Below are 14033 nucleotides of genomic sequence, written 5' to 3'. Positions count from 1 at the left end.
TCTACCTAGAAGGGAGCATATCAAAACCGGCGGGCCGGGGCGTCTTTCTGCAATCAAAGCCCGACACTATGTGCAATAATATCCACGCATGCCTCAACGCCAAGGAGGCCGCTGTTTAGGCAGAGGTGGTAATTTTTCGATTTTCCCCATTCATTTCCGCTGTAAAACTGATAATAATCGCGGCGGCGGCCGTCGATTTCACGGATCCTGGCCTCCATCTTCTTCGCGTCGATGTCCGGCTCCTTTTCCAGGGCCAGAAGGCGCTCCACCCGCTTCTTTAAGCTGGCGCAGATGAATACATGGAAGCCATCCTCCACAATCACATCGGAGCAGCGCCCGATCAGGACACAGGGGCCGTCGTTGGAAATCTGCCGGATGACCTTGGACTGGATCACAAAAAGCTGATCTGACACGGGAACCTCATAGCGTGTCGAGAACGGATCCACCGTCATGTATTCGCAGTTTGTCCTCTCCCGGTTTGCGATGATTTCATCGTTGGCGTGGAACACATCCTCGGAAATATTGCTGTCCTCGGCCGCCATGGCGATTAACTCCTTGTCATAGAAGGGGATCCCAAGCTTTTTCGACAAACGGAACCCGATTTCACGCCCGCCGCTCCCAAACTCACGGCTGATTGTAATCACTTTGCTCATAAAATACCGCCTCCCTTTCCTGTTTTCGTTCTGCCTCTCAATCATACCACATAATCCGCAGATTTCCAACAATTCTTTTCGGAAGGCAGATTCATTTATGCTGGATTTTCCCGGAAAACTATGCTACCATAGACACCATATCTGGAAAAAATCCCGGAACCATGACAGCATGAGAAAGGACGGAACAAAAACTTGAAAATCAGAGAAATCCTCGCACAGGAAAAGCCTGTGCTTTCCTTTGAAGTATTCCCGCCGAAGGCGGAGGACAAATACGACGTGGTAGAAAGGGCAGTGGCAGGGATTGCCGGGCTTTCGCCGTCGTTTATGAGCGTCACCTACGGAGCCGGCGGCGGCACCAGCCGCTATACCGTAAAAATTGCCTCGGGCATCGAGAAAAACTACGGGGTGACGGCTCTGGCCCACCTCTCCTGCGTGACCTCGAAAAAAGAAATGGTGCGTCAGGCGGCCGAAGAGATGAAGGCACAGGGAATCGAAAACGTCCTGGCTCTCCGCGGCGACATCCCGGCGGACGGGAACGTGGAAACCGACTACCATTACGCCAGCGAGCTGGTGCGCGATTTAAAAACCATGGGCGACTTCTGCATCGGCGGCGCCTGCTATCCCGAAGGCCATGTGGAGTCGAAAAATAAGGAAGAGGATCTCTGCCATTTAAAAGAGAAGGTGGACGCCGGCTGCGACTTTCTGACGACCCAGATGTTTTTTCGACAACGATATCCTCTATAACTTCCTCTACCGTATCCGCGACAAGGGCATCCAGGTGCCGGTCATCGCCGGGATCATGCCGGTGACGAATGCAAAACAGATCAAGCGGATCTGTTCCATGTCCGGCACTTACCTTCCGGCCAGATTTAAGGCCATCGTGGACAAATTCGGGGAAAACCCGGCTGCCATGCGCCAGGCCGGCGTTGCCTACGCCACAGAACAGATCATCGACCTGATTGCAAACGGCGTCCATGCCGTCCATGTCTACTCCATGAACCGGCCGGAGGTGGCAAAGCAGATCAAAGAGAGCCTGTCGGAGATCCTCATCTGATGGAGACGGACAGAAAAGAGGCGCTCCGCTACCTTGGCTACGGGAAACAGCCGGCAGACGAGGCGGTAAGCAGGCTTTTGGAGGAATGCATCGGGGAGCTTGAAAAGGCAGCCGTTCCCAGATTTCTCATGCGGGAATTCCCCTTAAAAATGCAGGCGCCGGACGGTCTGGACTTCGGCGGATACAAGACGAAAAGCTTAAATCTTTCCAAAAACCTGGCAGGCTGTGAAAAAGCCCTTTTCATGGCGGCAACCCTGGGCGCAGGTGCCGACAGGCTTTTGACAAAATACGGAAAGCTCCATGTGGCAAAAGCCGCCGTCATGCAGGCTGCGGCCGCGGCCATGACCGAGGCGTACTGCAATGAATTAAACGGCAGGTGGAGAGAAGAATATAAAAAGGACGGCTGGATTTTACGCCCCAGGTTTTCACCGGGATACGGGGATTTTTCCCTTTCCTTTCAGAAAGAAATCCTGGGGGCCCTGGAGGCGGAAAAGCGGATCGGGATTACGCTGACGGACGGCTTTCTCATGATGCCGTCCAAGTCGGTAACGGCCGTCATCGGCATCTCAAAAGAAGAGAGCCCCTGCGGCCCGTCCGGCTGTGAAACATGTGAAAAAAAGGACTGTACATTCAGGAGGCAGCATGGGAATACTGGAAGAGATCAGAAAAAAGAGACTTATTTTTGACGGAGGCATGGGGAGCCTTCTTCAGGCCCGCGGTCTAAAGCCCGGCGAGCTTCCGGAGACCTGGAACCTTAAAAGGCCTGAGGCCGTCCGCGAAATCCACAGGGAATATCTGGAAGCCGGTGCCGACATCATCACGACAAACACCTTCGGCGCCAACCGGTTCAAATTCAAAAAGGAAGACGGCTGGAACCTGGAAGAGATCGTAACGGAGGCTGTGGGCCATGCGAAGGCGGCCATTGAAGCTGCCGGACACGGCTATGCGGCACTTGACATGGGGCCGACGGGAAAGCTTTTAAAGCCCCTTGGCGACCTGGATTTTGAGGACGCCTGCGAAGCGTACAAAGAAGTGGTGCGGGCCGGAAAAAAGGCCGGCGCCGACCTGATTATCATAGAAACCATGGGCGACAGCTACGAGCTCAAGGCAGCCGTCCTGGCGGCGAAGGAAGAAAGCAGCCTGCCGGTGTTTGCGACGGTGACGTTAGATGAAAAGGGGAAGATGCTTACCGGCGGCAATGTAGAATCGGTGACAGCCCTTTTAGAGGGGTTTGGTGCCGACGTCATCGGCTTAAACTGCGGCCTTGGGCCCATTGAGCTTCTACCGTTTTTAAAAGAGATGGCTGCCGTCTCGGAGACGCCGATTTTAGTAAATCCCAACGCCGGACTTCCGCGGAGCGAAAACGGCGTTACGGTCTATGACATTGACTCCGACATGTTCGCGGCTGCCATGAAGGACATGGCCGAGGCCGGTGCATCGCTCCTTGGCGGCTGCTGCGGGACGACGCCGGAGCATATCAGAAAAATGAAGGCACTCTGCGCCGATGTGCCCCTTCCTAAAATCACGAAAAAGGAGAGAACGGTCATTTCCTCCTATTCCCACGCCGTCGTATTCGGGGATAAGCCCGTCGTCATCGGCGAACGGATCAATCCGACGGGAAAGCCGCGGTTTAAGAAAGCTTTAAAAGACCATGACCTCACCTACATTTTAAACGTGGCCGCCGCACAGCAGGAGAGCCGCGCCGAGGTTCTGGACGTAAATGTGGGGCTTCCTGAGATCGACGAGCCGGCCATGATGGTGGATGTGGTAAAGGAGCTTCAGAGCGTCTTCGACCTGCCGCTCCAGATCGACACGTCCGACATCCGCGCCATGGAGCGGGCCATGCGGATTTACAACGGGAAGCCGTTAATCAACTCGGTCAACGGCAAAAAAGAAGTGATGGACGCCATATTCCCGTTAATGAAGCGGTACGGCGGCGTGGCCGTGGCCCTCTGCCTTGACGAAGACGGGATCCCGGAGACGGCGGACGGGCGGCTTGCCGTGGCAGAAAAAATTTATAAGACGGCGGCGTCCTATGGAATCGAAAAAAAGGACATCCTGATCGACGCGCTCTGCATGGCCGTCAGTTCGGAAAAGACAGGCGCCCTTGTGACGTTAGAAACCGTGCGGCGGGTGAAAAAAGAGCTTGGCGGAAAGACCGTACTTGGCGTCTCCAACGTCTCCTTCGGCCTTCCCATGCGGGAGCACATCAACGCGGCCTTCCTCCTGATGGCCCTTGAAGCCGGCCTTTCCGCAGCCATTTTAAATCCCAATTCCGAGGCCATGATGGCGGCCGTCGACAGCTATCTGGTTCTGACGGCCCAGGATGAAAACTGCCAGAGCTATGTGGGTGTTTACGGGGAGATGGAGGCCAAAAGAAAAAGGGAGGCCGAGGAGAAAAAAAGGCTTGCGGCCGAACAGCCGGGGACGGCGTCCGAAACCGTGCCGTCGTCAGGAACCGGCGGGACGCAGCCTTCCATATCCCCTTTAAAAAAGAGCATTCTTCGCGGGATGCCGGCGGCTGCAAAAGAGGCGGCCGGGACAGCCCTTCTTTCGGCTGACCCGCTTTCCGTCATCAATGAAGAGCTGATTCCGGCCCTGGATGAAGTGGGAAAAGGATTCGAGGCAGGGAGCGTGTTTCTGCCGCAGATTTTAATGAGCGCGGAAGCGGCCAAGGCGGCCTTTGCCGTCATGAAGGAAACCATGGCGGCCTCCGGTGAGACCGGGGAGAGCCGCGGAAAGGTGATTCTTGCGACGGTGCAGGGCGACATCCATGACATCGGGAAAAACATCGTGAAAGTGCTTTTGGAAAATTACGGCTTTGATGTCATCGACCTTGGCCGCGATGTGCCGCCGGAGACCGTTGCAGAGGCGGCGGAAAAGTCCCATGTGCCCGTGGTGGGCCTGAGCGCCCTCATGACGACGACGGTGCCGGCCATGGCTGCCACGATCCGGCTTCTCAGGGAGCGGACACCGTGGGTGAAAATCATGGTGGGCGGCGCCGTGCTTACGAAAGAGTACGCCGACTCCATCGGCGCCGACGCGTACTGCAAAGACGCCATGGCATCGGTCAATTTTGCGATGGAAGCCGTGTAAGGGCTGTTTTTCCATGGGCATGACACATGGTTTCATTTAGGCGGATGCCGTGAAATGCCAAATGACATAAAGGAACGAAGGCAATGCAGATAAAAGAGCTGGATAAGAAAGACTTTAAAAAGGTCATTCAGTATGCCATCAGGGGAATGCATTTTGATGAATATTCAAATAGCAATTTCATTGTTCAGACATACGGCAGATACTTCTGGTATCTCGAATACACGAATGCAACGCAGGTTATCGCAGCGTATGAGAACGATGTGCTTTTGGGCGTTCTGATTGCGGATATGAAGGGCGAACCAAAAGCATATCAATCTTTCTGGAAGGTCTTATATGTTAAGATTTTGGATGCCATTCAAACGCTGATTTATGGTAATGGTGTGATGTCATACATGGAAGCCAATAGGGAAATGTTTGACAAATATACGGAAAAGTATGAGCCGGATGGTGAAATCAGGTTTTTAGCCGCAGACCCGGACAGCAAAGTCAGGGGCATAGGCACGTATCTTTTAAATGAGCTTTCCAGGAGGGAAGCCGGAAAAGAAGTCTATCTGTTTACCGATACCAACTGCACCTACCAATTTTATGAGCGGAGAGGTTTTGAACGGGCAGGAGAAAAAGATATCGTTCTTGAGCTTTCCGGAGATGTGGACTTAAAATGCCTGCTTTACAGGAAACGGCTGTAAATTTAAAAGGAATAAATGTCCGAAACGGTTTTCGGCCTGTCGAAAGACAGGCCGATTTTTCCATACCTTACATATAGCTGATATTGTCGCAATTCTTCTGGCGTTCTTCAAACGGTTCGTCTGTTTTTCCAAGCGCAACGACAACAAGCGGGACGAAGCCTTCCGGGAGCAGAAGCTTATGGAGGAGCTGCTCTGTCCGGAGCGCCATGACCGGCCCCATCATGAAGCGGGAACCGACGCCAAGCTCTGTGGCCGCCAATAGCATGTTTTCGGCGGCACAGGATACATTTGCCATGTGAAAGCCCATGGCGTCCATCCCGCCGGGAGCGGAGAGGACAAGGAGAACCTGGGCGTTTCTGGTGGCACAGTATCCCGGCATGGCAGCCATTTTCTCAGCAAATTCGTTGCCGCTTTTCTTCATCATGTCCAGAGTCACCTGGTTGATGGTCTCGATGAAATCAGGATCCGTGATGACTGTTATGTGGATGCGCCCAAAAATCGGGGCGTAGTTCCCGGCCTCTGCAATGGCTGCGGCGGTTTCATGGTCGAGGGGCTCAGAGAGGAAGGCCTCAGGGCTTTTCCTGGAGCGGATTGTCTGAATGGTGTTCATAAATATGCCTCCGTTTTCTTGATTTTCTTGCATTTCTGCCATCCGGAATGGTATAATTATCATACCACATTAAAAAATCCAATCAAGTACGCAGAAAAAACGAACGTGGTACGAAAACATGTACCGGAGGGAAGAAACATGCTCACACTGGAAGAATTTCGAGAGGGAATCAGGACTGCCGATCCGGAGGAAAACTGCCCGGTGGCGAAGACCCTGGAGCTGCTGACCGGAAAATGGACGGCGCGGATTATGTTTGAACTCCAGAAGGCGGAAACCGTCCGATTCGGGGAGCTTAAAAGGAATCTGGGCAGCATCACGAACACCATGCTGTCGTCGACGCTCAAAGCCCTGGAGGAAGATGGGCTTGTGAGGCGGCGGCAGTATGATGAGATGCCGGTGCGGGTGGAGTATTCCCTGACCGAGGCCGGCCGGGATATGCTGCCGGTCTTTTATGAGATGGCAAAGTGGGGGAGCCGGTTCTTTCATATCGAGCTTAAATAATGTCCCAATTCGAGGAAGTGTTCCCGAATGAGACAGTATAATAAATCAGAATCAGGATGTGAGACAATGGGGATTGATATTGAACAGACACGCCAATATTATACAGAAATCAAAACAGAGGATTTGTGCGATTGCGATTATTGCAAGAACTATTATTTGCAGGTCAAAGAAGCATATCCTCTTGTTGCTGATTATTTAAATGAGTTGGGTGTTGACATTGAAAAACCTTTTGAGATTTCTCCATTAGAGCCTGTGAATGGAATGTTGGAGTATTGCGTATGTCAATATGTCGTGTTTGGCAAAATATCTGGTGAATTGGTAAAGAAAATCGGCAATGTAGAATTAGGGATTGCAACCTCATATCCAAGCACAAACATACGGAGAGAGCATTTTGTGATAGACATTTATCCAATTAAGCTAAATTGGATTATGTAAAAGAACAGAAACTTTTAGTTTCGCGCAGTTAAATTCTGATTTTTTGGTGGGAACACAAAGGGAAATTGGGAGTAAATAATAAAGGGAGAAAAAATGATCCGGATTCGGAGGTATGTATGAGACGGGAATTAGGCATTGCAGGCTGCGGGCTTGCCTGCTGTTTGTGTTCGGAAAACGTGACGTGCGGCGGCTGCGGTTCCAACGGATGTCCCGATAATGACCGATGTGAAAATAAAAAATGCTTTTCGGAAAAGGGAATTTCCCACTGCTATCTGTGCCGTGAGGACTGCAAAAAGGGCCTGTTAAGCAAAATCAAGCCATATACATTCACGCTGTTCATGAAAAAGTACGGCGAGGAGAAACTGCTGGACTGTCTGGAGGAAAATGAGAAAAAAGGGATCGTATATCACCGGGAGGGCATAAACGGGGACTATGACGATTTTGATGATGCAGAAAAGCTGATGAAATTCATTCTGACGGGAAAGCGGTAAGGGCAGAGCTGCGAAGGGGACCCGGAACTGATTCTATACTAAAATAAGGCTTTCACACTTGCTTTTTCTTCTTGTCTGTGTTACAAATAAACAGGTTGCATTACAAAGGAGGAAAAGAGCATGAGAAAGTTTTTAAATGAATTTAAGTCATTTGCACTTCGCGGAAACGTGATGGACATGGCAGTCGGTGTGATCGTCGGCGGTGCGTTCTCCGGAATCGTGACATCGCTGACGGACAATTTCATAAACCCGATCTTAAACGTGCTGACAGGGGCGGAGCGCTACAACTTGAGCCAGGTGGCTGGTTTTGCTTCCGCATTTGCCTCGGCGGTTGTAAATTTCGTGATTATGGCGTTTATCCTGTTCTGCCTGTTAAAGGCTGTGAACAAGGCGATGAGCTTCGGACATAAAGAAGAGCCGGAGGCGCCGGCAGAGCCGACAACAAAGAAATGCCCCTACTGCCTGGCAGAGATCCCCATCGGTGCAGTCCGCTGCATGTACTGTACCTCGGAGCTTACGGAGGAGAAGACGGAATCTGCGGAGTAAAGAGGCGGCAAAGCATAAAGGATGAGACAGGCGGCGCCGGAGACGGAGCCGCCTTTTCAAATATCAGGGACGCAAAAAGGAGACGGAAATGACAGAAAAGGAAAAGATGGCGGCAGGCCTTTTGTATGATGCAAATTACGACAGGGAGCTCATGGAAGCCAGAACGAGATGCAAGGATATCTGCCATGAATTCAACAGCCTGTACCCGTCGGAGGAAGAAAAGCAGAAAGGCCTTTTAAAAGGGCTTTTGGGGAAAACGGGAGAGGAGTTCCGGGTGACGGCTCCATTCTGGTGCGATTACGGCTTCAATATTGAACTGGGAGAAAATTTTTACGTGAACCACAGCTGTGTGATTCTGGACTGTGCGAAGGTGACGTTCGGCGACAATGTGTTTGTCGGGCCGGACTGCGGCTTTTATACGGCCGGCCATCCCATCGACGCCAAACAGCGGAATCAGGGGCTGGAGTATGCGCGCCCGATTCATGTCGGCGATAATGTCTGGATCGGCGGCGGCGTCCGCGTGCTTCCCGGAGTCTCCATCGGGGAAGGCGCTGTCATTGGCTCCGGAAGCGTAGTGACGAAGGACATCCCGCCCCGCGTCATTGCAGCCGGAAACCCCTGCCGTGTGATACGGGAAATAGAAGAAGAGTCTGAACCAGACAGGGAGAAACTATGAGCGCAGGCAGAAAAATCTTGATCGGAGCCCTTCTTGCCCTGCTCGCAGCGCTGGCCGTCCTGGCAGTGACGGCATTTCTTCGGAGAGACAGCGGGTATGAGGCATGGAAGGAAGCGGAGAAAACCGAAGATACAGACGGGGAAGCGGAATCCTATTCCTTTGTCATTGAGGCAGGCTCCAAAGAAGAAACGGAGGCTTCTGCCGCAGAGGAAGTGCCTCAGGACAAAGAAATTGTCCTGTTGTTTGCAGGCGATGTCTACCTCTCCAATCATGTACTGGCCGCTTATGACAGCGCAGGCGGCATTAACGGCGTCTTAGACGAGGCGATTCTGAAAGAGATCGAAAACGCCGACATTTTCATGGCAAACCAGGAATTCCCGTTTACCGAACGGGGGATGGCGGCCGCTGACAAACAGTTTACGTTCCGTCTGCCCATGGACCGCGTCCATCTGATGAACGAAATGGGGATCGACATTGTGACGCTGGCGAACAATCATATCCTGGATTTCGGCGAAGAAGGGCTTTTAGACAGCTGTGAGGCTCTTGACGCTGCGGGGATCCGGTATGTGGGCGCCGGAGCAGATCTGGAGCGTGCGAGGAAGCCGGAATTTATGGAAGCCGGCGGAAAGACCATCGGATTTCTCGGCACCTCCCGGGTTTATATGGACGGAAGCTGGGCGGCAGGAAGCGGCCATCCCGGCGTTTTTTCCACATACGATTCCAGACAGGCGCTCGAATCGATTCGGGCGGCAAAAGAACTTTGTGATTACCTGGTAGTTTACGTCCACTGGGGAGTGGAAAAGGAGACTGTCCCAAAAGAATACCAGCGCACCATGGGGCGCGAATACATCGACGCCGGCGCTGATCTGGTAGTCGGGAGCCACCCCCATGTGCTCCAGGAGACCGAATACTACAACGGAAAGCCCATTGTGTACAGCCTTGGAAACTTTGTGTTCGGAAGCAGCATCCCGGAAACGGCGCTTCTTAAGGTGGTGTTAAGGGAGGACGGCGCAGAGCTTTCCATGCTTCCCTGCACATCGTCGGCCGGATATACCAGGATGGTGCAGTAAAAAACAGTTTCGGCTGTCTGAGTGCCGGGAAAGGAGAAAGCGCATGGCTACATATATCATTTTGGCGGCATTGGTGCTGCTTTGTGCTGCGGCCGGGTACCGCTATGTGAAAAGGCTGCGGTCAGGAGGCTGCTGCGGAGGCGGCGGGGAGACCCCGGAGAAAAGAGTAAAGGTAGAGGATAAAAATAAGGCTCACTACCCCTATCTGGCGACGCTGAAAATTGATGGGATGATCTGTTCGGCCTGCGCCAGACGGGTGGAAAATGCATTGAACCGCCTGGACGGCGTCTGGGCACAGGTGGATCTGGAACGCCGTGAGGCGAATGTGCGGATGAAACAGGAGCCGGATGAAAAGACACTCCGGGATACGGTGCTTGCGGCCGGCTATACGGTCATGAGCGTAAGACGGGGCGCATAGGAAGACTTAGGCCAGCGGCATAACGGCCAGCCCGCTTTCTTGTGCCAGGAAAAGCTTCCGACATCCTTTCACGGTTCATTTCGCTCCCCGGTTTTCCGGCCGGCCGTAAAAGGCGCCGGAAAGCCGGGGAGTGTTTTTTCATATATTGCAGCTGTTCCTCACAGAATACGGATAAAAATTTTGACAGAAAAGCCCGAATTTGTTACTATATTACTGCCGCCCAAAAAGCGGCATGGATTTCGATCATAAAAAACAGGGAAGTGACAATGAAATGAAACCATACAGCCAGATACCGGCGGCCGCTTACGTGATTTTGCTGTCCCTCCAGGTTCCCTTAAATATCAGCTTTCTCCTGATCTCAGCAAACGGCCTTGCTTCAGGGAAGCTTCCGATTTCAGGAGAGGGGCTCTTTTTTATCTACATAGGGGCAGCCGTTTTCTATTTCCTCGTTCTGGGGATTCTGGGAATTACGAACATAGTCCGCTCCTTCCTTGCTTATGGGAGAGGAAACGAGGAACATTGCCTTCGGGGAATGCTGATTTTAAAATACGGGATGGTTCCGTTTTTTATAATCAATTTCTGCTCCATTCTGCTGCTTTCCCTGGCGGCGCTCGTGGGCTCCAGAGGGACGCTTCTCTTTGCATTTCCGGTCACGGTTCCGCTTCTTTTTCTGGCGTTTTTTTGCACATGGCTGGCCATGGTTCCGGGAAGCTTTTACAGCATCCAGGTGATACGCCTTACACGAAAGAAGGGAAAAACAAACCTTCTATGGGCAGTCTGGCACGGCTTTTTGCAGTTCTGCTTCCTGACGGATGTGCTGGACACCATGTATCTGGCTGTGCGAAAATGGAACAGAGGAAAGCTTGGCGCAGCTCTGATCGGGCTTTTGTACATAGGAGCGGCAGGATGGGTTATCCTGACGGTGTGCGCCTCATAAGAGAGCTTCCGGCGGGCATCCGCGCCGTGGCTTTCGGGAAATCGGGAATTTTCGGATGATTAAGCGCAGAAAGGGGTATTTTCATGGGAAATACGTCTGGAAATAAAGAAAATAAGGCAGAGGGCGGCGCCGGCCGCATTACCCTCGGAATCCTGGCCCATGTGGATGCCGGAAAGACGACGCTTTCCGAAGCGATCCTCTTTCAGACCGGCGTGATCCGCAAATGCGGCCGCGTGGACAACCAGGACGCCTTCCTGGATACATACAGGCTGGAGCGGGAGCGGGGCATTACGATTTTCTCCAAACAGGCTGTTTTTGGCCTGGGCGGCATGACGGTGACGCTTCTTGACACGCCCGGCCATGTGGATTTTTCCACGGAGATGGAGCGGACGCTTCAGGTTCTGGATTACGCCGTACTTGTCATCAGCGGGGCTGACGGGGTTCAGGGCCATACGGAGACGCTTTGGCGGCTGCTAAAACGGTACAAAATCCCAGTGTTCCTTTTTATCAACAAAATGGATCAGCCGGGTACCGACCGGGCACAGCTCATGGCAGACATCAAAAAACGCCTGGGAGACGGCTTCGTGGATTTTGGAGAAGAAAGGGAGGCATGGCTCGACGGCCTCGCCATGTGCAGCGAAGAACTGATGGAGGCGTATCTGGAGACAGGTGAGCTTGAAAAAGACATGATCCGCCGGGCCGTCCGGGAGCGGAAGGTATTTCCCTGCTTTTTCGGCTCTGCCCTGCGGCTTACCGGAGTGGAAGAGCTTTTAAAAGGGATGGAAGAATACGCGGAATGTCCAAAATACCGGCCGGAGTTCGGCGCCAAAGTCTTTAAAATTTCCAGGGACGGTCAGGGAAACCGGCTCACCCATTTAAAAATCACCGGCGGGAGCCTGAAAGTCCGGGAGCCCCTGGGCGGTTCGGACGGCGAAAAGGTCAACCAGATCCGGATTTACTCCGGGGCGAAATACGAGATTTCCGGGGAGGCAGAGGCAGGGACGGTCTGTGCTGTGACAGGGCCTTCGGACACGCGGCCCGGCCAGGGCTTCGGAGCCGAGATGGAAACGGGAACGCCGTTTCTCGAGCCGGTTCTCACCTATGGCCTCATTCTCCCCGACGGATATGACGCCCACAAAATGCTTGCGAACCTGCGGGAGCTGGAGGAAGAGGATCCCATGCTCCATATCCTTTGGAACGAAGTCCTCTCCGAAATCCAGATTCAGGTCATGGGCGACGTCCAGATCGAGATTTTAAAGAGCCAGATCGCAGAGCGGTTCGGCGCGGACGTGGAGTTTGGAAGCGGAAGCATTGTATATAAAGAAACCATCGCAAAAGCTGTGGAGGGCGTCGGCCATTATGAGCCGCTCCGCCATTATGCCGAGGTGCACCTTCTCATGGAACCCGGCGATCCGGGCAGCGGCATCCAGATTGCCAGCGAATGCAGCGAGGACATGCTGGATCGGAACTGGCAGCGGCTCGTGATGACCCATCTGGAGGAAAAGCCCTACCGCGGCGTCCTCACCGGCTCGGAAATCACGGACATGAAAATCACGCTGATTGCCGGCCGCGCCCACTTAAAGCATACGGAAGGCGGAGACTTCAGGCAGGCCACCTACCGGGCCGTCAGACAGGGGCTTAAGGAAGCCGGCTGCCGGCTTCTGGAGCCGGTTTACCAGTTCCGTCTGGAGCTTCCGGCGGAGTCTTTGGGACGCGCCATGGCCGATGTGGAACGGATGTACGGGACGTTTGGCGATCCCGTGCAGGATGGCGGGACGGCGATCCTTACGGGAAGCGCCCCGGTCGTCACCATGCGTGGCTATCAGCGGGAGGTGGCGTCCTATACCCGCGGCCGCGGCCGGCTCTCCTGTACGTTAAAGGGATATGAGCCGTGCCACAACGAGGCGGAGGTCATCGAGGCCATCGGCTATGATTTTGATGCCGATCTCCAGGATCCGGCCGGCTCCGTCTTCTGCGCCCACGGCGCAGGATATCTGGTTCCGTGGAACGAGGTAAAGGCCCACATGCATGTGGAGAGTCCTCTTGGAAAAGGCCGGCTCTCCGGCACGGCCCTGGACACCGTGAGCAGAAAGGAGCCTGCTGTCATAAGGCCGTCGGGAGGGACTGCGCCCGGCCGCATCCAGACTTCCTATGAAGAGGATAAGGAGCTGGAGGAAATTTTCAAAAGAACCTTCGGCGAGAAAAAACGCCCGTCTTTTTCTGACGGCGGCGGGCGGCGCGTGATCCGTGCAGGCGGCGGCGCAGAGCGGAAGCAGCCTGCGAAAACAGAGAGCGGGCCCTCGGAGGAATATCTCCTGGTGGACGGCTACAATATTATTTTTGCCTGGGAAGATTTAAGGAAGTTGGCAGAAACCAATATCGACGGGGCCAGGTACCGGCTGATGGATATTCTCTGCAATTACCAGGGGTTCCGAAAGTGTACGCTCATCGTTGTGTTTGATGCCTACAAGGTCACGGGAAACACGGGAGAAGCGTTAAAGTACCACAACATTCACGTGGTTTACACAAAGGAGGCGGAGACGGCCGACCAGTACATCGAAAAGCTGGCCCATAAAATCGGCCCCAGGTACCGCGTCACGGTCGCCACGTCGGACGGCTTGGAACAGCTCATCATCCGCGGCCAGGGCTGCCTTCTCATGTCGGCTTCGGATCTTCTGGAAGAGGTGGAGCGGGTGAATAAAGAAATTGCCATGGAAAAGGCGCGGCGGACAGGCTCCGGGAAAAACTATCTTCTGTCCCACGCAGACGGCGAAGTGGCAGAATATTTAGAACAGGTAAGACTCGGGACAGACGGGAAAAAGAAAGGAGGCAGGGGATGACCCCTGCCTTCTGCCGGTAT

At 53.6% G+C, this 14033-nt stretch carries 14 protein-coding genes and 1 pseudogene; 13 read left to right on the top strand and 2 right to left on the bottom strand.

The window, feature by feature from the left end; all coding sequences use genetic code 11:
- Window positions 1-53: 53 nt before the first annotated feature.
- Entirely contained in the window at window positions 54-653 is a 600-nt protein-coding gene (locus tag KE531_01195) for a cytidylate kinase-like family protein (protein MBR9952247.1), read from the bottom strand.
- A gap of 192 nt (window positions 654-845) precedes the next feature.
- On the opposite strand from KE531_01195, the pseudogene metF reads away from it, so the two are divergent.
- The 4 genes and pseudogenes from metF (at window position 846) to KE531_01175 (ending at window position 5489) form a co-directional block, all read left to right on the top strand.
- Window positions 846-1707: pseudogene (gene metF / locus KE531_01190) on the top strand (methylenetetrahydrofolate reductase [NAD(P)H]).
- Window positions 1707-2393: a Vitamin B12 dependent methionine synthase activation subunit gene (locus KE531_01185; protein MBR9952246.1), complete on the top strand. Its 687-nt coding sequence runs from the start codon at window positions 1707-1709 to the stop codon at window positions 2391-2393. Before metF ends, KE531_01185 begins: the two are co-directional and overlap by 1 nt.
- Complete coding sequence (locus tag KE531_01180) at window positions 2350-4803, top strand: homocysteine S-methyltransferase family protein (protein ID MBR9952245.1); 2454 nt, start codon at window positions 2350-2352, stop codon at window positions 4801-4803. Before KE531_01185 ends, KE531_01180 begins: the two co-directional genes overlap by 44 nt.
- Window positions 4804-4886: 83 nt before the next feature.
- A complete protein-coding gene (locus KE531_01175) occupies window positions 4887-5489 on the top strand; it encodes a GNAT family N-acetyltransferase (protein ID MBR9952244.1) in 603 nt (200 codons plus the stop codon).
- A 67-nt stretch (window positions 5490-5556) separates the two neighbouring features.
- Here the strand turns inward: KE531_01175 and KE531_01170 are convergent, their stop codons facing one another.
- Window positions 5557-6099 carry a nitroreductase family protein gene (locus KE531_01170; protein MBR9952243.1) on the bottom strand — a complete coding sequence of 181 codons (543 nt, stop codon included), beginning with the start codon at window positions 6097-6099 and terminating at the stop codon, window positions 5557-5559.
- A 138-nt stretch (window positions 6100-6237) separates the two neighbouring features.
- On the opposite strand from KE531_01170, the gene KE531_01165 reads away from it, so the two are divergent.
- The 9 genes from KE531_01165 to KE531_01125 all read left to right on the top strand — a co-directional run bounded on the left by KE531_01165 (window position 6238) and on the right by KE531_01125 (window position 14013).
- Window positions 6238-6600 carry a helix-turn-helix transcriptional regulator gene (locus KE531_01165; protein ID MBR9952242.1) on the top strand — a complete coding sequence of 121 codons (363 nt, stop codon included), beginning with the start codon at window positions 6238-6240 and terminating at the stop codon, window positions 6598-6600.
- A 66-nt stretch (window positions 6601-6666) separates the two neighbouring features.
- Window positions 6667-7035, top strand: coding sequence for a hypothetical protein (locus KE531_01160; protein ID MBR9952241.1), 369 nt, complete (start codon window positions 6667-6669; stop codon window positions 7033-7035).
- A gap of 116 nt (window positions 7036-7151) precedes the next feature.
- Window positions 7152-7526 carry a DUF3795 domain-containing protein gene (locus tag KE531_01155; GenBank protein ID MBR9952240.1) on the top strand — a complete coding sequence of 125 codons (375 nt, stop codon included), beginning with the start codon at window positions 7152-7154 and terminating at the stop codon, window positions 7524-7526.
- Window positions 7527-7646: 120 nt separating this feature from the next.
- Complete coding sequence (mscL, locus tag KE531_01150) at window positions 7647-8072, top strand: large conductance mechanosensitive channel protein MscL (protein ID MBR9952239.1); 426 nt, start codon at window positions 7647-7649, stop codon at window positions 8070-8072.
- Between the two features lie 88 nt (window positions 8073-8160).
- Window positions 8161-8748 (top strand): sugar O-acetyltransferase, encoded by a 588-nt coding sequence (locus KE531_01145; GenBank protein MBR9952238.1) that lies wholly within the window; start codon window positions 8161-8163, stop codon window positions 8746-8748.
- Window positions 8745-9818: a CapA family protein gene (locus tag KE531_01140; GenBank protein MBR9952237.1), complete on the top strand. Its 1074-nt coding sequence runs from the start codon at window positions 8745-8747 to the stop codon at window positions 9816-9818. The genes KE531_01145 and KE531_01140 overlap by 4 nt, the downstream gene beginning before the upstream one ends.
- A gap of 43 nt (window positions 9819-9861) precedes the next feature.
- Window positions 9862-10236: a heavy-metal-associated domain-containing protein gene (locus KE531_01135; protein MBR9952236.1), complete on the top strand. Its 375-nt coding sequence runs from the start codon at window positions 9862-9864 to the stop codon at window positions 10234-10236.
- A 232-nt stretch (window positions 10237-10468) separates the two neighbouring features.
- The gene (locus KE531_01130; protein ID MBR9952235.1) at window positions 10469-11173 is read left to right on the top strand and encodes a hypothetical protein; all 705 of its coding nucleotides are present in this window, start codon (window positions 10469-10471) and stop codon (window positions 11171-11173) included.
- 83 nt (window positions 11174-11256) lie between these two features.
- Window positions 11257-14013: a TetM/TetW/TetO/TetS family tetracycline resistance ribosomal protection protein gene (locus KE531_01125; protein ID MBR9952234.1), complete on the top strand. Its 2757-nt coding sequence runs from the start codon at window positions 11257-11259 to the stop codon at window positions 14011-14013.
- Window positions 14014-14033: the final 20 nt, after the last annotated feature.

The sequence above is a fragment of the Eubacteriaceae bacterium Marseille-Q4139 genome (assembly GCA_018223415.1).
Taxonomy (GTDB): domain Bacteria; phylum Bacillota; class Clostridia; order Lachnospirales; family Lachnospiraceae; genus CABSIM01.
Note: the sequence above shows the minus strand (reverse complement) of the source record. Positions and strands in the feature narration are given on the sequence as shown.